Here is a 17,676-nt window from a genome sequence, read left to right on the forward strand (position 1 = left end):
ATCCCGGTCCTGTCCAGCCAGGGCTTGACCGTCGCGCTGGTGGCGGCGGTGTTGTTGTCCGGGTTGGGATCAGGCACCGACAGGCTGTAGCCGTGGGCTCGTGTCTGGAGCTCGGTCTCGCTCGCCGCGTCCGCCGGCACGGTGGCGGTCACCTCGACCTTGGCGCTCCAGCCCGGCTCCAGGACCTTGACCGTGTTGCGGAACCCGCCGTCGATCGCGGTGCAGATGCCCCGCCAGGTGTCACAGGTCGCACCGGTGACGGTCTGGGGAAGGAGCACGTCCAGCCGGACGTCGGTGGCGGTGTCGTCGCCCTTGTTGGTCACCGTGGCCGTCCAGGTGACCGTGGAGCCCGGCCCCGGCTCGGTCGTCGAGACGCTGTGGGTGACCTCCAGATCTGTCCGGGCGGGGGCGGGCGTCAGCAGGAACGACCGGTACTCCTGGGAGAACCCGGCCGAGGTGGTTGAGCGATCCCGGATGAACCCCCACGCCAGCACCTGACCGGAGGAGTTGACGTCCAGCAGCTCGTACACGCCCATGCACGGCTGGGTGGTGGCGTCGTCGTCATCGGGGCACAGCGGCCGGGGCAGCAGGTCGGCCAGCTTGTAGGCCGTATTGTCCAGCCACAGCGTCGGCGCCCAGTAGGTGGCCGGGGAGGCGTTCGCGGTCAGCCCGGCGACCAGCCCGTGGTCGTTGACCGCGGTCGCCTTGCCCTTGCCCAGGTCGGTGCGCGTCCCGTCCTGCCACACCGCGGCGCGCGGGGTCGTGTCCGCGTCCTCGATGCACTTGAAGTACCCGGCCGCCGTTCCGGTGGCGTTGACGTCATAGGCGGCGCCGCGTGGGGAGGCGCACTCCGCCACCGGCAGCGCGGTCATCTTCCCGTCCTGGTAGAGGGCGGGCTGCCAGCCTGTGGGCGCGCCATCGATGCCCCGCTCGTTCACCTGGGCGCCGGCCACCTGGCCCCGGCCGTTGATCCGGGGCCACAACACGTTCCCTGTGTGATCATCGGTGAACCCCGGCTTGTCGGGCATCTTGATCACGGGTCCCTGATCCCACATCACATACGGGTCGGGGGAGATCCGCGGGGCCATCGTGCCGAACACCTGGCCGTTGTCGTTGAGGTCGAACGCCTGACTGGTGGTGCCGTCCGGGCTGCCGGCTGGCTGCAGGTCGCGCACTGTGCCGTCGGCGCGCCAGACGACCGCGTGCTGCTGGTTGCGGCCGTCCACCGAGGTCACCGCCGAGCCGGAGACCTCTCCGGCCTCGTTGATGCCCCAGGCCTCGGCATGGCACGCGCCGCTGTCGCCGGCGGTGCACGGCAGGCCACCCAGATCGGTGATCTCGCCGTTCTGCCAGCGCAGCGCGTGCTTCCTGCCGTCCTTGACCGCGGTGATCGCGACCTGCCCGCGGTCGTTCAGCGCCATCGCCCTGGTCCGCCCGCTATAGTCCTCGGGAAGCCCTGTGATCTCGCTCACCGTGTAGGAGCCGAACCGCGCCACCACCTTGTGCGGGCCGTCCATGGTGATGGTCAGCACACCACCCGGCTGCTCCTGCCCGTCGACGATCCACCCCAGCGGCATCCGCCCCGCCTCCGCGGTCGGGGTCAGCGTCACCTCGGTCCCGGCCCGGTACTTCCCCTTCGCCGGCGACGCCTTGACCGAACCGCCGGGCTGGGCCGACAGCTCCAGCTCGAACTCCCGGGTGTCCGGCTTCTTCACGGTGACGGCGGTGCGTGCGGTCCGCATGTCCTTCGCGGTGTCGGCGACGACCTTGACGACATAGTCGTCGTCGGGCAGCGGCTCGGTCACAGCGCCGTAGACACCGTCACCGGCATCTCCGTCCTGGCTGTTGCCGTCGTCCTTCAAGGTCGCTTCGCGTCGAGCGGCGTCCGATCCGATCAGGGTCGCCTCCACCGTCGCGCCGGTGACCGGCTTCCCGTCGTCGGTGACGGTGGCCGTGACCTTCACCCGGCCTTCTTCCCCTTCGGGCTCGGCCTTGGCGACGACCTTCACCGGGTTACCGGTGACCCAGGCGGCCACATCCGCCTTGACCGGCGAGGCGGCGGCGTTCGTGATCTCCAGCTTCCACTGGCCCGCCTGGTGTTTGGGCACGCCCAGCATCTGGACGCCCTGTTTGGCGGCGTCGCTGCCCGCCGCGTAGGAGGCGGCCTCCTTGCCCGCCGGATCGCGCAGCAGCAACCCGACGGTGGGAGGAAGCATCGCCGTGATGCCGAACGCCGTACCCGCAGGCACGTTCACCAGCACGCTGACCGTCGTGTTCGCCTCCACGGTCGCCGAAGGGGTCGCGAACGTCGAGAAGTCTTCGCCTTCGGCGTTCTCTCCTGACTCGGCGGTGACGTTCATCTTGGACTTCTCAGCGAGCTCTTCGTCGTCGTCGTCACTCCCGGGCGGCAGCGGCATAGCCCGTGAGGCCACTCTCGGCACGACGTACTCGCGGAGGGCCTCCAGCGAGGAGGGCATATCGGTGTGCTTGGTAAGCGTAGTAGGGGTGTCGAAATAGCGGTAGCGAGCGCTGTCCGCCGTGACCCAGCCATCGCCGTCCTGGAAAGGCAGGTTCCCGGTAGTGACACTTGTGCAGAGAACAGGGGTTTTCACGCCGACCAGGTTGGAAAGTCCCGCACCCTTCAGGTTCTGGACTTTTTCGTTGAACTCGTCTTTGACGAACGCAACGGAAGTGTCCCTGACAGCCGGCCACCAGGGATACGGCGCGTGCGCTGCTTCCGCCGCTTCCATGGCCATATCCGCACAATGCGATCCCTTGTTGGGAGTGGCCAGCTGGATCATGCGATTCACCGACGCCTTCGAACTCCACATCGGCGTATGCTTCTGGATGACCATCCGGCCTATCAAGCCGCCCATGGAAAAGCCGAGGAGATCGACGATGGGCGCCTCCAGTTTATCGCGCACACCATTTATGTACTCCGCCGCCTGCTCGGCGTTTTGATCTATCGTCTTGCTTATATGGGCCACGTTGATCGGGTCGGCGGTGTCCATCTCGCCCGGCACCTTCCCGTCACCGACGACCATCGCCTCCCACTCGTCGTTGATGGTATGCAGCATCTGCTGATAATGGTCCCAGTCGGCCGCATCGCTTCTGAAACCGTGGATGATGACCAGGGGTTTGGGCCGGATCAGGATGGGCTTCGACCGCCTCTCCCGCTCCACTCCACCGATGAGGAGCCTAGCGGCGACGATGCGATCCGACTGCGCTTCGAAATTGTCCCAGGCCCAGCCTTCGGTATCCCATGTCTCGCGAACGGTGACGGTCTGATGCGGGTCGAGCTCGACGAAGCGCTCTCCGTTCCCCGCCAGGGCCTTGCCGGTCACGGCGTCTTCGAAACGGATACCCGCCGCCTGGGGGTAATCACTGTTATTGGCGACGGTGGCGGTGATCCGAACCTTGCCACCGTCATACGCCCCCCTCTCCGGCACCGGAACCCACTCCCCCGAGGGAACAAGCTGTGTCTCGAGATTGAGTGAGGTGATGGTGGGAAGCTGGACCCCCAGATCAAGCCGGAACGCATGGACTATGCCGAGCGGATTGCTCTTGAGCGCCATGGTGCCCGTGATCTGACCGTCCGCGTTGATACCGGTGGCCCTGGTCAGAACGAACTGGTAATCGGCCGGCACCAGCTCGTTCAGGTCGCGACTCTCACCGTTCTGAAAAATGGCGGCATGCAGATCCAGGAAGGGATTGTCAGGAGTTTCCGCCCTCGTCGCTATGTAGCCTACGGCGACACCGCCCTCGTTGATCGCGAGCACCTCCCCGCCAATGCGAGTCTGCTGCTCTCTGGCCAGGCCGTCCTCATCCCAGATCACAGGGCGGTAGCCACCGTTCCTCCACGCCGAACCGGCGGTCTCCCCACGCCAGTTGACGTCGTACGCCCACGTGTGCTCAGCGCCGCCGAGCTTCAGGCTGTCACGGTCGAGGTCCAGCTCTCTTCCCGCCGACCTCAACCGCCAAGCCGTCACTTTCTGCGGCAACGAATCGGGCACGATGGCGTTGCCCACTATCTCGCCGGAGTCGTTCAGCGATCTGGCCCCCAGGGCGCCTTCCTTGAAATGCCGGGCGAACTTGAACAGTTCACCGCTGGGTCGGAGCAGCCAGTTGTCGCCTAGGATGTCTCCGTGGTTGTTGATGGCCCTCGCGTTATGGAGGCCCCGGACGCCCAGGTCTGTTACCGAGCCGTCTTTATACAGGAAGGCCCTGTGCTCGTCGGAGACTTTACCGGCAGTGTTGTCGGTGAAATACCCGACGGTCGCGCCGGTGTCGTTGACATCCTTGGCCACACTGAAGTCGGCCGTCGAGTCAAGGCCCAAGAGCTCATGGATGTTGGTCGTTGATTCGCCGGAGAACAGAACCGCGTTCGAACTTCCGTTCGTTATTTTACTTATACCGGTCGGCACCTGGCCCTTGCTGTTGATGAAACCGGTTGTTTGGCCAATAGCATTCAGGCTGCCGAGGTTGACGATATTCGGCGTGCCGGCCATAGTCGGTGACGCCTTTTCATCAGGCGAATCGAGCGCCGACGCGGGCGTTGCGGTGAAGAGCGAGCCGACCACCGCGGTGAGCGCGAGAAGTGCCATCCGCCGCGCGGGAGTGCGGCGTGATAAGAGGTTCAAGGGCATGCTCCTGAATGGGGACCATGTGATGTGCATGGTCTCGGCAGGGACTCATGGGCAGAATGCGCATCCCGGCCCGTGGGTCATCGATCCACCGGCATGAAATCAGCGCGAACAGGCCATACAGGCGCCAGCGTCCCTCTTGGGCAGTGCGGTACTGGGCATGGAGGCCGTCCACGGGTCATGGTGACCAGTGGTCCTTGTAAGGCACTTGAGGAGACTTGTGATCGGCATGAGCCATTCTCGTCCTGACGAGCGGTCCTTCTCGATGCCGTCGAGGACGAGGATCACCTGCACGATCGCCACGACCCACTGCGGATAGCAATGGAGTTTCAGCAGCAAGTGACGACCTGGGCGTTCACGCCGTGGCGCTTGTGTTTGCCGAAGTAGTGCCGTGTCAGGCCGCGTCTGCCCTCTCCACGATGCGGCGTAGGCGCGATTTATCGGTATTACGGTTTCGCCGGGCGATGTAGCGGCGGATCATGCTGCCTTGCTCGCGGTGGCCGGCGTGGCCGGTGTCGTTGAGGGTGAACTCGCGCAACGCGGTGGACTGCGCCTCGATACGGTTCGACCACGAGAAGCCGATGGGCGTGTAGACGGTCTCGACGTTGTTCGCCCCCGCCCACTGGCCGACCCGCTTGTCCATGGCCGTCAGGTGCGGGTGCAGGCGGCGCGTATCCCGGGCCGGGGTTCGTGATCGGGACCCTTGCCCTTGCCACGGACGTCGGTCCACTGCCTGTCGGGGCGGGGATGCGGGTTGGGCGGCCCGGACTCGTCCATGTAGAAGATCACCGTTGGTTCGCCGGGCTCGAGGACCACCAAGCCGTCGGCGATCACGTACAGGTGCTCGACGCGGCCCTTCCTGACTGGTGGTCCGGACCTCAGGGGCCTTCCAGGCCTTTTTCGCGGAGCTGACGAACAAACGGGTACGGCGGGGTGCGTACAAGTCGGTCCGGGCGCTGGAAAAGGACACCCGCGCCCCCGATTCCCTGTCGACTGTCCGAGAGGAGATCTTCCAGGAGACATGCTGATCACCGTCGGTCGAGCTGCGGAAGCTCGTCGGCGAGGCCGAGCAGGACCTGCGACGCGAGCTGGTGCGCCACGCCGGCGTGGTCGCCGCGACCCGTATCGGGACGGCGACCACCAAGCTTCCGGCCGACCTGGCGATCGTGTGCGAGGCGGGTCAGACCCGCATCCCCAACCCACCCTCGTGATCGCGTCTCGCCGCTCGCCCGCCGGCCGTGACGCGGAAGGGTGAGCGGGCTTCCGGCCTGTCGGCGCGGCCGGGCGCGCACGACGCCGGGACGGTCAGGTGCCGAGGAGGAGACGGAGAGAGGGCTGGAGATAGTCGGCGTGGGCGCGCACCATGTCGTCGCAAAGCTCCCAGATCCGCTCGACGGGCAGGGCGGCGGCGGTCGCCGGGTCGGCCATGGCGGCGTGGCGGATGTGGCGCGGCTCGTCCTCCAGCGCGGCCCGCACGACGAGGTCGTTCACGCTCAGGTAGGCGCGGTTGAGCGCGGCCAGCTGCGGAGGCAGGGGGCCCACGTGGGTGGGCTGCACGCCCAGCGCGTCGACCAGGCAGGGCACCTCGACCACGCCGTGCGCGGGAAGGTTGTCGATCAGCCCGCGGTTGGGGACGTTGCCGTAGACGGTGCGGGGGGTGCCGGTCACGACGCTGTGGATGATCTGGGGCGCGTACTCCTGGGTGCCCTCGACGTGCAGCGGGGCCCCGGCGGCGAGCGCGTCGCGGCTCTTCTCGTACTCGCGGACGTTCTCGTCGACGATGTCGAGGTAGGCGCCGACGGGCAGCCGCAGCCGCTCGACCTCGCTGTCGTGGCGCAGGTACCAGGGCACGTACTCGGCGGAGTGCTCGCTGGTCTCGGTCGGGTAGAAGCCCAGGCGCCGGTACATGTCGACGCGGACCCGGCGGCGCAGCTGCTCGTCGGCGGCGATCAGGGCGTCCAGGCGCGGGTACAGGTCGGCCCCGTCGTGCTCGAAGCGGAGCAGCCACGCCTGGTGGTTCACCCCCGCGGCGCGGTAGGTCACCTCCTCGTACGGGACCCGGAGGAGTTCGGACAGGCCGCGTACGGTCCAGTACACCGAGTGGCACAGGCCCACCACGCGTGTCAGGCCGGTGGCCTGCGTGAGGTACTGGACGTTCATCGCCATCGGATTGGTGTAGTTGAGCAGCCAGGCGTCGGGGCAGACCTCGGCCATGTCCTCTCCCAGTGCCTTGAGCAGCGGGAACGTACGCAGGGCGCGGAAGATGCCGCCGACGCCGAGGGTGTCGCCGATGGTCTGGCGGAGGCCGTGGCGGGCCGGGATCTCGAAGTCGACGCGGGTCGCCTCGCGCATGCCGACCTGGACGATGTTGATGACGAAGTCGGCGTCGGCCAGCGCCGCGCGCCTGTCGGTGTGGGCGGTGACGCGCGGGCTCGCCCCGAGGTGACCGGCGATGTACCGGGCGGCGGCCTCGGCGGTGGCCAGCCGCTCGGCGTCGATGTCGTGCAGGGCGATGTGGGCGTGCCGCAGCTCGGGGAAGGCGAACAGGTCCGCGAGCAGACCCTGGGTGAAGACGACGCTTCCGGCGCCGACAAATGTGATCTTGGGCGTGGTCACGATCGGTTCTCTCCGTTGCGGATGCGGTGGTGGGCAAGGGCCTCGTCCCAGGTGGGCTGGGCCGTCGTGCCGCCGTGGGCGCGGGTCGACAGGGCGCCGCAGACGGCGGCGAACTCCAAGGCGTCGGCGGGGGGCAGACCGCCCAGGGTCGCGGCGACGAAGCCGGCGTCGAAGCTGTCGCCGGCGCCGACGCTGTCCACGGGCGTCACGTCGATGCCCTCTGTCGTGATGAGGGTGTGGCCGTCGTGGCAGACGGCGCCGTCGGCACCGTCCTTGACGACGGTCAGCGGTCCGCGCGCGGCCAGCACGGCGGCGGACGCCGCCGCCGAGGCGGTCGCCGAGCCGGCGAGGTGCCGCGCCTCGTGGGCGTTGGGCAGCAGGATGTCGGTCTCGGCGAGCACGGCGGCGATGCCGGTGGGATCCCACCGGCCGGCGGGGTCGTCGTTGGTGTCCAGCGACGTCGTCGCGCCGTGGGCCCGCGCGGTGCGCAGCAGGCCCGGCAGCGCGCGGGCGAGCTCTGGCATCAGGAAGTAGGAGGCGGCGTGCACGTGCGCGCTGGCGGAGAGGAGCGCCTCGGGCACGTCGTCGCCGGTCGTGGCGGCGAGGCTGCCGGGCGCGGTGAGGATGGCGCGGTCGGCCCCGCGCGTCAGGACCACGGTGAGAGGGGTGGCCGAGTCCGGGTCCAGGCGCAGGGCGCCGACGTCGACGCCGCGTGCGGCGAGCGTGTCGCGTACGTAGCGGCCGGCGTCGTCGTCGCCGGCGCGCCCGGCGAAGGCGACCCTCAGGCCGAGGCGCGCGGCGCCGCAGGCCATGATCGCGGCAGAGCCGCCGAGGGTGAGCGCCCCCGCGCCGACGAGCTGTTCACGCTGCTCGAAGGCGAGCGGCGCGTCCAGCGGGCCGAGGATCACGTCGGGGTTGGCGTCGCCGATGACGAGCAGGTCGAAGGTGGGCGGCATCGGTTTCCTGTAGATCGTCGAGAGGGGAGCAGTCAGCCCTTGAGGCCGCTGGAGGTGATGGACTGGATGAACGACCGCTGCGCGCCGAGGAAGGCGAGCAGCACCGGCAGCACCGTGATCACGTTGCCCGCCATGACGGCGGCCCACTTCGTGTGGTGCTTGCCCTGGAACGTCGCCAGCCCGAGCTGGAGGGTGTACTGGGTGTCGTGGTTGATGGCGATCAGCGGCCAGGTCAGATCGTTCCAGGTGGTGAGAAACGTCAGGACCGCCACCGTGCTCAGCGCCGGGCGGGCCAGCGGCAGCACGATGCTGACCAGCACCCGCAGCCGTGAGCAGCCGTCGATCCAGGCGGCCTCCTCCAGCTCCCTGGGCAGGGAGAGGAAGAACTGCCGCAGCAGGAACACGGCGAACGGCGTGACCAGGGACGGGACGATCAGCGCGCCCAGCGTGTCGATGAGCCCGAGGCGCTTCATCACCAGGAACGTCGGGATCATGGTGAGCTGGAAGGGGATGACCATCGTGGCCAGGATCAGCACCATCAGCGCCCGCGAGCCGGCGAAGCGCATACGCGCGAACGCGTAGCCCCCGAGCGCGCCGAACACCAGGTTGGCCACGACGGCGGTGACGGAGACGATCAGCGAGTTGGCGAACCAACGGGGGAAACCGGCGTTGTTCAGCACGTACTGGTAGCCGCCCAGGTCGATGCCGGAGGGCCAGAGCGCCGGCGGGAACTTGTTGATCTCCGCGTCGCTCATCACGGAGCTGAGCAGCAGCCAGATCAGCGGCATCGCGAAGAGCAGCGCGAGCGGGGCGAGGAGCAGGTGCCAGGCGCTGAACGGCAGCAGGCCCCGGCGAGGCCGGTGGGCGGGTGGCGTGCCCGGCGGGAGGACGCCGGGGCCGGCCGTCGCGGTCATGATGTCGCTCCTTCGAGACGGCGGCGCTCCCGGCTCCGGACCGCGCGCAGGCCGACGCCGACCACGAGCAGGGCCAGCGCGAGGACGTAGGCCGCGGCGGCGCCGTAGCCGGCGGCGAAGTTCTTGAACGCCTGCTCCCAGATGAAGTAGACGATCACGGTGGTGGCGCCGAGCGGCCCGCCCTTGGTGGTCACGTACACCAGGTCGAAGACCTGCAGGGCGCTGATGGTCTGCCACAGCACCAGGAAGACGCTGATCGGCGCGAGCGTGGGCAGGGTGATGTGGCGCAGCAGGTGCCACCGGCCGGCCCCGTCCAGCCGCGCCGCCTCGATCAGCGACGGCGGCACGTCCTGCAGGGCCGCGAGGTAGACGACCACGCAGAACCCGGTGCCGCTCCACAGCGTGATGCCCACCAGGACGAACAGGGCCTGGGCGGGGTCGGAGAGGAATCCCTGCGGGGAGATGCCGAGGGCGTGCAGCACCGAGTTCGCCGCGCCGAACTCCGGGTCGAGGATGAAGGAGAACAGCGTGCCCTGGACCGTGGCGGAGATGATGAACGGTACGAAGAACAGCGTCCGGTAGAGGCCGACCAGCCTGATCCGCCGGTTCAGGACGAGGGCGAGCGCCAGCCCCAGGCCGACACTGAGCGGGACGTACAGCGCGGTGTAGAGGAGGGTGTTACGCACGGCCTGGCCGAAGCCGGGGTCCTCGGCCAGCGCGCGGTAGTTGTCCAGCCCGACCCAGACGCTGGGCGTGACCAGGTCGTCGGCCTGGAAGGACAGCAGCAGCGACCACACCACGGGGACGACGCTGAGCCCGATGATGATCAGGACGGCGGGGGAGACGAACGCCCAGGCGGTCACCGCCTCGTGGCGGCGCAGCGTGAGCCCGCGCCGGGGCCGGTGTTCCGGCCGGCGCGCGGACGGTTTCCCCGGCCGCTCCGGGGCGCGGTCGGCGACGGTGATCGGGGTGGGCAGGCGTGACATGCGGGTGCTCGCCTTTCTCAACGCGGCACGCGCAGCGCGGTGTTGGCCTTGGCGGCGCAGGCGCTGAGCGCCTCCGCCGGGGTGCTCTTGCCGAGGAGCACGGCGACGACGGCCTCGCCGAGCGCTTTCGAGACGTGCGGGTACGCCGGATCGTTGGGCCGCACGCGCGCCGTCTCCAGCGTCTTGACGAACACCGACAGGCCCTCGGTCTTCTCGACCTGCTTGCTCCAGGCGGGCAGGCTCTGGGTGCGCTTGCTCAGCGGCAGGCTGCCCGCCTCCACGTCCCAGCGCACGTCCTGCTCGGGCTGCATCAGCCAGGCCAGGAAGGTGCGGGCCGCCTTCACCCGCGCCTCGCCGTTGTCGAACACGGTCCAGGTGTCGGGCCCCGAGATGGTGATCGGCTTCCCGCTGAAGCTGGGCAGCGGGACCACGTGGTAGTCGATCTCGGCGCCGACGATGTCCGGCAGCTGCCAGGGGCCGGTGATCACCATCCCCATCCGGCCGGCGAGGAACACCTTGTACATCTGCTCGCTGCCGGGTTTGGGGTCGACGTAGACGCTCGCGTCGCCGACGAGCGTCCGCACCACCTCCAGCGCCCGCTCACCGGTGGTCGCGAACCCGATCTCGCGACCGCCCGGGGCGATCACATCGCCGCCCAGGTCCCAGATCAGCGGCCACATCCGCCACACGGTGTCCTCGTCGCCCGTCCCCGGCCAGCCGGTGCCGAACGTGCCGCTTCCCTTGTCGGTCAGCCGTTTGGCCGTCTCGGTGAACTCCTGCCAGGTCCAGCCCTCCTTGGGCAGGTCGACCCCGGCCGCGCTGAACACCTTCTTGTTGCAGACCACGGCGAGCGAGTCGAGCAGGGCGGGGGCCGCCTTGATCTTGTCGCCGAGGGTGACGGCCGCCCGGGCCGGCGCCCAGTAGTCCGTCCACGGCGTGGGACCGGAGCTCATCATGTCGGTCAGATCCACCACCTGCGGGCTGCGCGCGACGTTGGCCAGGTCCGACCCGAAGATGTAGGCGATGTCGGGGTAGGAGCCGGCGGCGAGCGCGGCGGTCACCTTCTGCAGCATCGCGTCGGCGAGTACGCCGCCGCCCGTGTCGATCTTGATGTCCGGATGGGCGCGTTCGAAGTCCGCCACCAGTCGCTCGATGGCCTCGCGGCCGACGTCGGTCTGCCCGTGCCACAGCTCGATCGTGACCGGTCCGCCGGCGGCCGCGCCGTCGTCGGCACCCGAGGCGCACCCGGACACCGACGCGCCGGCCATCGCCGCGAGCGCCAGCGCGCCGCCGCGCAGGACGTCGCGTCGTGAGGGGGATGAGGTGATGTGACGGACTGCACCCATCTTTGCTCCAAGAACAGAATCAGACCGGGGAACCGGTGTCGGCTCGGCCGGGCTTCGGGCCCCGGCGGGCAGGGATTCGTGACGTGTCTCCCTGCCATCACCGGCGCGATCAGGGGGGTGGTGGGCCGTCCGGTACGTCCGTCACCGGACGTACCGGACAGAAGGCATGTGTGGTCAGCAGGTCTGGCGAAGGTAGCCGCGGCCGCCGGGGGGGACGACGTCCACGTCGCGGCGGACGACGCTCAGCGTGTCGCCCCGGCCTGAGCACGCCCTCGACAGACCCGCCGCGTTGTACTCGATGACGATCACGTTGTCGCCGAAGGCCGCGGTGAAATCCCCGCGGTCCCGGCTGACCACCCGCACGCCGGTCGGCGGCGGGTACGCGCCGCCGATCTGGTAGTCGAACCCGGCGTGCGCCGGGGGGAGGGTGACGGCCGCCGCCGAGGCGGTGGACGGCGGCGCGTACAGTGACGTGACCAGAGCCGCCGCGAGGGCCGCGACGACGCCGAGCCATGAACGGACGCGGACACGAGTGGTACTCATCATCGCGCTCCCAACCTCATAGGTACGACCCCGCCTCGGACGCTGGCAGTGGTCCTGGCGACTCGGTCCGGGCTCGCGGGGGGTGCCGCATACCGGCTAGGCGTACCTCTGTCACCCGAGTGCTCGACTCCGGCGTTCATCGGAGTAAATCGAGCAGAAGTGGTCATGTCAAGAGTGCATGTATGCGCAGATCTTGTTCATGCAAGCGGGTTCCCCGTTGCGGTACGGGAGCCCGCCGGGCGGGTGCCCTGGCGACATCTGCCGTGTTCAGCGGCTTCCGCGCAGTGAACCGGGGCCGTCCGGGAGAAGATCGCCGTTCTTGGACGATCGGTGAGCGCTTTCGAGCGGCCGACGGATATGCTCATGGGATGTTACGAACTGAGCGTCATGCCCGGATACTTGAGCATGTCTCAGAGAAGGGCAGCGTCGACGTCAACGAGCTGTCCCAGTTGCTGGCCGTCTCGGGGGCCACGGTCCGGCGTGACCTTCAGTACCTCAGCGACCGGAAGTTGCTCCGCCGCACGCACGGCGGCGCGGTCATCGGCGGTGTCAGCCTGGAGGTGCCGATCCAGCACCGGATGGAGCGCCGCAGGCCCGAGAAGCAGGCCATCGCCAGGGCCGCCGCCGAGCTGGTCCCGGCCGGCGCGGTCGTGGGGCTGACCGGCGGCACCACCACGACCGAGGTCGCCCGGCTGCTCGTCGGGCGCGGCCCGGTGACCATCGTGACCAACGCCGTCAACATCGCCGCCGAAGTCGTGCTTCACAGGGAGGTCACCCTCGTCGTCATCGGTGGCGACGCGCGCAGCGAGAGCTACGAGCTCGTCGGCCCGATCGCCGAGAAGACGCTGGCCGACTACCACACCGACATCACCTTCCTCGGGGTCGACGGGATCAGCGCCGCACGCGGATGCACGACCCACGACCAGCTGGAGGCGGCCACCGACCGCGCGTTCGTCAGGAGCAGCGGCCGGGTCGTCGTCGTGGCGGACCACTCCAAGGTCGGCAAGGTCACCTTCGCCAAGATCTGCCCCCTGCGGGACATCCAGCACCTCATCACCGGCACCGACGCTCCGGGTGATCAGCTCGCGGCGATCGCCGACGCCGGCGTCACCGTCACCGCGGTGTGATGCCGGGCGGGTGACCTGGCATGTCACTGCGAGGTGACACCGGGTGCGCGGCCCGGTGCGGCACCGGTGGGACCCCGGTGGACGCCCGCCCGCGCGGCCTGCTCTCGGCCTGTCCTCGGCCCGTCCGATGATCCGGTGGCGCCCCCTGCCGCCCTCCTCTCGCCGGCTCGTCCTCCCGGCGTTCCTCCGGGGTGCCCTCCCGAGGTGTTCCCCGGCGCACCACAGCCGCCGCCCGCGCGAGCGGCCCGGGGGCGTTCTCCGGTGCGTGACAGTCGCCGTCACCTGCGCGGTCACGTCGGACGAATGCGCATTCTTGCTGAAGCTTGCTCATCCTTGTACGTTTGGCGCATAAACGAGCAGATCTGCGCGTCAGGAGTGTGAGATGACGTTCGTTGCGAACGAGATCGCCAGCCAGCCGTCCTGCTGGGAACGCGCGATCGAACTGTCGGACAGCGCCTCGGGGCTGCCCGAGGCCGGCGAGCGGGTCGCGGTCGTCGGCTGCGGCACGTCCCTGTTCATCGCCCAGTCGTACGCGGCGCTGCGCGAGTCCGCCGGGCTCGGCGAGACCGACGCGTTCGCCGCCTCGGAGTTCCCGCACGGGCGGGCGTACGACAGGGTCGTGGCGATCTGCCGGTCCGGCACCACGACCGAGGTGCTGGACCTGCTGCGGACCACCTCGCTGCCGACCGTCGCACTGATCGGCGACCCGGCGACGCCGATCGTGGAGTTGGCGGACACGCGGATCGTCCTGGACTTCGCCGATGAGGCGTCCGTCGTGCAGACGAGGTTCGCGACCACCGCGCTGACCCTGCTCCGCGCCCACCTGGCCCGGACCGTGCCCTCGCTGCTCCCCGCCGACCTGCCCGCCCAGGCCGCGGCGGCGGTGGACGCGCCGCTGCCGCCCGGCGCCACCGGCCGCACGCAGTTCACCTTCCTCGGCGCGGGATGGACGAACGGCCTCGCGCACGAGGCGGCGTTGAAGCTGCGGGAGGCATCCGGGTCGTGGACCGAGTCGTACCCCGCGACGGAGTACCGGCACGGGCCGATCAGCGTGACGGACTCGAACAGCGTCGTCTGGTTCTTCGGCCCTCCGCCGGCCGGCCTGGCCGCGGCGGTGGAGGAGACCGGCGCGATCGTGTCGGTCTCGGCCCTCGACCCCGTCGCGGACCTGATCCGCGCGCAGCGGCTGGCGGTGGCGCTCGCGGAGGCCAAGGGCCTCAACCCGGACGAGCCGCGCAACCTGACCCGCTCGGTCATCCTGGCCTGATCGCGGTGGCGACCCACATGGCGGCGGCCCGCGCGACGCGGGTGCCCCGCATGATGGCGGCGACTCGCGCGACGGCGGCCCGAACGGTGGCGGCCCGAACGGTGGCGGCCCGCGTGACGCGGGCGACCCGCACGATCATCCGGTCGGCCGCCGGATGATCCTGACCGTCACGCTCAACCTGGCGCTCGACGTCACCTACGACGTCGAGGCCCTCACTCCCCACACCACCCACCGGATCCGGACGGTCCGCCACAGGGCGGGCGGCAAGGGCGTCAACGTGGCCCGCGTGCTCCACACGCTCGGCCAGGAGACGGTCGCCACCGGGCTGTGCGGCGGGCCCACGGGCGAGCTGATCACGCGGGAGCTGACAGACGCGTCCGTGCCGCACGACCTCGTCCCCATCGCCGGCGACACCCGGCGGGTGGTGACGGTCACCGACGCCGACGCCACCGTCTTCGCCGAGCCCGGCCCGGCCGTCACCCCGGACGAGTGGGAGCACTTCCAGGCCCGTTTCGCCGCCCGCGCCGCGCACGCCCGGGTCGTGGTCCTCTCCGGCAGCCTGCCGCGAGGGCTGCCCCCCGACGCCTACGCCGTGCTCACCCGGCTGGCCCACCGGGCGGGCGCGAAGGTGCTCCTCGACAGCGGCGGCCCGGCCCTGCGCGAGGGCTCCGCCGCGCGTCCCGATCTGATCAAGCCGAACGCCGCCGAGCTGAAGGAGGCGGCGCTCGACCCCCGCGCGCTACCGCTGGTCGTCTCGCGCGGCCCGGACGGCATGCTCGCCGGCACCCCGGCGGGCTGCTGGGAGGCCCTCCCCCCGGAGATCCTGCGCGGCAACCCGACCGGCGCGGGTGACGCGGCGGCGGCCGCCCTGGCCCTCGCGCTGCGTGACGACACCCCCTGGCCGAGTGCCCTGGCCGACGCCGTGGCCCTGTCCGCCTCGGCGGTCGTCACGCCCGTCGCCGGCGAGGTCGACCTGGCCACCTACCACCGCCTGAAACAGCACGTGACCGTGAGGGAGATCCCATGCCCCTGGTGAAGACCGCCGACCTCGTCACCCCCGGCCGCGGTGTCGCCGCCTTCAACGTGATCACCGTGGAACACGCCGAGGCCGTCGTCGCCGGGGCGGAGGAGGCCGGTACCCCGGTCATCTGCCAGATCAGCGAGAACGCGGTCGGATTCCACCACGGACGCCTCGCCCCGATCGCCGCCGCCACCGCCGCCGTCGCCGAGGCGTCCTCCGTCCCGGTCGCCCTCCACCTGGATCACGTGACCGACCTCGACCTGCTGCACCAGGCGGCCGACCACGGCTTCGGCTCGGTGATGTACGACGGCTCACGCCATGACTACGCGCGGAACGTCGCCCATACCGCGGAGGCCGCCGCCTGGGCCCACGCCCACGGCCTCTGGCTGGAGGCCGAGCTGGGCGAGGTCGGCGGCAAGGACGGCGCCCACGCCCCGGGCGTGCGCACCGACCCGGACGAGGCGGTGTCCTTCGTCGCGGCCACCGGCGTGGACGCCCTGGCCGTCGCGGTGGGCAGCTCCCACGCGATGACCGACCGCACCGCCATGCTCGACCACGCCCTGATCCGGACCCTGCGCGCCGCCCTGCCCGTGCCGCTGGTCCTGCACGGCTCCTCCGGGGTTCCCGACGACGAGCTCCGGCAGGCCGTACGGGAGGGCATGGTGAAGATCAATATCGGCACCGCGCTGAACATCGCCTTCACCGGCGCCGTCCGCGACGCCCTGCCCGGCCAGGTGGACCCCCGCAAGTATCTCGCCCCGGCTCGCACCGCCATGGCCGGCGTCGTCTCCCATCTGCTCAAGGTCATCGCGGGTTAGCCGACGGCCTTCCTCCCGCAACCGCGCGCCCCGTCCCGGCGGGCGGTTCCCCACGCCGATCCGTCAGCTCATCGGGTCGGCCGGCGACGCCCTCAGAGAAAGGACCCCCCATGTCTGCGGTAACTCTGGCCCTCGTCGGCGCCGGGCTGCGAGGGCAGTCCTACGCACGTCACGCGGTCGCGGCCGGTACGGGGCGCGTGGTCGCGGTCGCCGAACCGGATCCGCGCCGCCGGGAGACCGCCGCCGCCGAGTTCGGCGTCGCCCCCGAACTGGTGTACTCCGACTGGGCCGACCTGGCGGCGGCCGGGCGGGTCGCGGACGCGGCGATCATCGCCACCCAGGACCGGATGCACACCGACCCCGCCGTGCGGATGGCCGACCTCGGCTACCACATCCTGCTGGAGAAGCCGATGGCCACCAGCGAGGAGGAGGCGACCCGGATCGCCGACGCGGCCCGGCGCAACGAGATCATCCTGGCGGTGTGCCACGTGCTGCGGTACACCGCCTACACCCGGACCCTCAAACGGCTGCTCGACGAGGGGCGCATCGGCCGGCTCGTCAGCGTCCAGCACCTGGAGCCCGTCGGCTGGTGGCACCACGCCCACTCCTTCGTGCGCGGCCACTGGCGCCGGCAGGACACCTCCGCGCCGATGCTCCTCACCAAGTCCTGCCACGACATCGACTGGCTCGTCCACCTCTTCGGCCGGATCCCGGCGAAGGTCGGCTCCTTCGGCAACCTCACGCACTTCAGGGCCGCGGAGCGCCCGCCCGGGGCGGCGGACCGCTGCGTCGACTGCCCGCTCGAACCCACCTGCCCGTACTCGGCCAAGCGGCTGTACCTCGACTGCCTCGCCGACCCGGAGCGGCACTTCTGGCCCCTCGGCGCGGTCACCGACGACCACACCGAGGCCGGCGTGCTGGAGGCGCTGCGCACCGGGCCGTACGGCCGCTGCGTCTACGCCTGCGACAACGACGTCGTGGACCACCAGGTGGTCACCATGGAGTTTCCCGACGGGGCGACCTGTTCGTTCACCATGAGCGCCTTCACGCCGATGGAGCACCGCCGCACCCGCCTCTTCGGCACCCACGGCTACATCGAGGGCGACGGCCGCACCCTGCGCCTGGTCGACTTCCGCACCGGCGAGGAGGAGACCGTCGACACCCGCACCGGTGCGGGACCGTCCGCCGCCGACGGGCACGGCGGCGGCGACGAGGCGATCACCGAGGCGTTCCTCGCCGCCGTCTCCGCCGGCGACCCCGGCCTGCTCTCCTCGGACGCCGCCGAGAGCCTCGCCACCCACCGGGTCGTATGGGCCGCGGAGCGGGCCAGGGTCACCGACACCGTCGTCCGTCTGGACGAACGGGTCAGCCGGTGAGCCCTGACGGATCACGTCACGGCGCTCGGTGCCGGTGACGGTCACCGATGCCTCGCGAGCCGC

General features: G+C 70.2%; 14 protein-coding genes. 5 read left to right on the top strand and 9 right to left on the bottom strand.

Annotated features, from left to right (window positions below):
- From ABD841_RS33160 to ABD841_RS33200, 9 genes are all read right to left on the bottom strand, one after another.
- The coding region (locus ABD841_RS33160) for a choice-of-anchor X domain-containing protein (RefSeq protein ID WP_344980034.1) at positions 1-4,604 on the bottom strand (4,604 nt) is incomplete at its 3' end.
- A gap of 433 nt (positions 4,605-5,037) precedes the next feature.
- Positions 5,038-5,286: a hypothetical protein gene (locus ABD841_RS33165; protein WP_344980036.1), complete on the bottom strand. Its 249-nt coding sequence runs from the start codon at positions 5,284-5,286 to the stop codon at positions 5,038-5,040.
- A 5-nt stretch (positions 5,287-5,291) separates the two neighbouring features.
- Positions 5,292-5,462: a hypothetical protein gene (locus ABD841_RS33170; protein ID WP_344980039.1), complete on the bottom strand. Its 171-nt coding sequence runs from the start codon at positions 5,460-5,462 to the stop codon at positions 5,292-5,294.
- Positions 5,463-5,948: 486 nt separating this feature from the next.
- A complete protein-coding gene (gene melA, locus ABD841_RS33175; protein ID WP_344980042.1) occupies positions 5,949-7,259 on the bottom strand; it encodes an alpha-glucosidase/alpha-galactosidase in 1,311 nt (436 codons plus the stop codon).
- Positions 7,256-8,215, bottom strand: a complete 960-nt coding sequence (locus tag ABD841_RS33180; RefSeq protein WP_344980045.1) for a carbohydrate kinase family protein — start codon at positions 8,213-8,215, stop codon at positions 7,256-7,258. Before ABD841_RS33180 ends, melA begins: the two co-directional genes overlap by 4 nt.
- Positions 8,216-8,247: 32 nt before the next feature.
- On the bottom strand, positions 8,248-9,129 hold the full coding sequence (locus ABD841_RS33185) for a carbohydrate ABC transporter permease (protein ID WP_344980047.1): 882 nt from the start codon (positions 9,127-9,129) through the stop codon (positions 8,248-8,250).
- Positions 9,126-10,115, bottom strand: coding sequence for a carbohydrate ABC transporter permease (locus ABD841_RS33190; protein ID WP_344980050.1), 990 nt, complete (start codon positions 10,113-10,115; stop codon positions 9,126-9,128). Before ABD841_RS33190 ends, ABD841_RS33185 begins: the two co-directional genes overlap by 4 nt.
- 17 nt (positions 10,116-10,132) lie before the next feature.
- Positions 10,133-11,461: an ABC transporter substrate-binding protein gene (locus ABD841_RS33195; protein ID WP_344980053.1), complete on the bottom strand. Its 1,329-nt coding sequence runs from the start codon at positions 11,459-11,461 to the stop codon at positions 10,133-10,135.
- 174 nt (positions 11,462-11,635) lie between these two features.
- Positions 11,636-12,004 carry a hypothetical protein gene (locus ABD841_RS33200; RefSeq protein WP_344980056.1) on the bottom strand — a complete coding sequence of 123 codons (369 nt, stop codon included), beginning with the start codon at positions 12,002-12,004 and terminating at the stop codon, positions 11,636-11,638.
- A gap of 368 nt (positions 12,005-12,372) precedes the next feature.
- On the opposite strand from ABD841_RS33200, the gene ABD841_RS33205 reads away from it, so the two are divergent.
- From ABD841_RS33205 to ABD841_RS33225, 5 genes are all read left to right on the top strand, one after another.
- Positions 12,373-13,131, top strand: a complete 759-nt coding sequence (locus ABD841_RS33205; RefSeq protein ID WP_344980059.1) for a DeoR/GlpR family DNA-binding transcription regulator — start codon at positions 12,373-12,375, stop codon at positions 13,129-13,131.
- Between the two features lie 382 nt (positions 13,132-13,513).
- On the top strand, positions 13,514-14,398 hold the full coding sequence (locus ABD841_RS33210) for an SIS domain-containing protein (RefSeq protein WP_344980062.1): 885 nt from the start codon (positions 13,514-13,516) through the stop codon (positions 14,396-14,398).
- A 154-nt stretch (positions 14,399-14,552) separates the two neighbouring features.
- Positions 14,553-15,434, top strand: coding sequence for a 1-phosphofructokinase family hexose kinase (locus tag ABD841_RS33215; RefSeq protein ID WP_344980065.1), 882 nt, complete (start codon positions 14,553-14,555; stop codon positions 15,432-15,434).
- Positions 15,422-16,237, top strand: coding sequence for a class II fructose-bisphosphate aldolase (locus ABD841_RS33220; RefSeq protein ID WP_344980068.1), 816 nt, complete (start codon positions 15,422-15,424; stop codon positions 16,235-16,237). Before ABD841_RS33215 ends, ABD841_RS33220 begins: the two co-directional genes overlap by 13 nt.
- Before the next feature lie 110 nt (positions 16,238-16,347).
- The gene (locus ABD841_RS33225; protein ID WP_344980070.1) at positions 16,348-17,613 is read left to right on the top strand and encodes a Gfo/Idh/MocA family protein; all 1,266 of its coding nucleotides are present in this window, start codon (positions 16,348-16,350) and stop codon (positions 17,611-17,613) included.
- Positions 17,614-17,676: the final 63 nt, after the last annotated feature.

The organism is Streptosporangium fragile, from assembly GCF_039534445.1.
In the GTDB taxonomy this organism is placed as follows: domain Bacteria; phylum Actinomycetota; class Actinomycetes; order Streptosporangiales; family Streptosporangiaceae; genus Streptosporangium; species Streptosporangium fragile.

What these genes read in the sequence shown, in the direction of transcription:
- ABD841_RS33165 (WP_344980036.1), bottom strand. Translation starts at nt 5,286, where the DNA reads ATGGACAAGCGGGTCGGCCAGTGGGCGGGGGCGAACAACGTCGAGACC.
- ABD841_RS33180 (WP_344980045.1), bottom strand. Translation starts at nt 8,215, where the DNA reads ATGCCGCCCACCTTCGACCTGCTCGTCATCGGCGACGCCAACCCCGAC.
- ABD841_RS33185 (WP_344980047.1), bottom strand. Translation starts at nt 9,129, where the DNA reads ATGACCGCGACGGCCGGCCCCGGCGTCCTCCCGCCGGGCACGCCACCC.
- ABD841_RS33190 (WP_344980050.1), bottom strand. Translation starts at nt 10,115, where the DNA reads ATGTCACGCCTGCCCACCCCGATCACCGTCGCCGACCGCGCCCCGGAG.
- ABD841_RS33195 (WP_344980053.1), bottom strand. Translation starts at nt 11,461, where the DNA reads ATGGGTGCAGTCCGTCACATCACCTCATCCCCCTCACGACGCGACGTC.
- ABD841_RS33200 (WP_344980056.1), bottom strand. Translation starts at nt 12,004, where the DNA reads ATGAGTACCACTCGTGTCCGCGTCCGTTCATGGCTCGGCGTCGTCGCG.
- ABD841_RS33205 (WP_344980059.1), top strand. Translation starts at nt 12,373, where the DNA reads ATGTTACGAACTGAGCGTCATGCCCGGATACTTGAGCATGTCTCAGAG.
- ABD841_RS33210 (WP_344980062.1), top strand. Translation starts at nt 13,514, where the DNA reads ATGACGTTCGTTGCGAACGAGATCGCCAGCCAGCCGTCCTGCTGGGAA.
- ABD841_RS33215 (WP_344980065.1), top strand. Translation starts at nt 14,553, where the DNA reads ATGATCCTGACCGTCACGCTCAACCTGGCGCTCGACGTCACCTACGAC.
- ABD841_RS33220 (WP_344980068.1), top strand. Translation starts at nt 15,422, where the DNA reads ATGCCCCTGGTGAAGACCGCCGACCTCGTCACCCCCGGCCGCGGTGTC.
- ABD841_RS33225 (WP_344980070.1), top strand. Translation starts at nt 16,348, where the DNA reads ATGTCTGCGGTAACTCTGGCCCTCGTCGGCGCCGGGCTGCGAGGGCAG.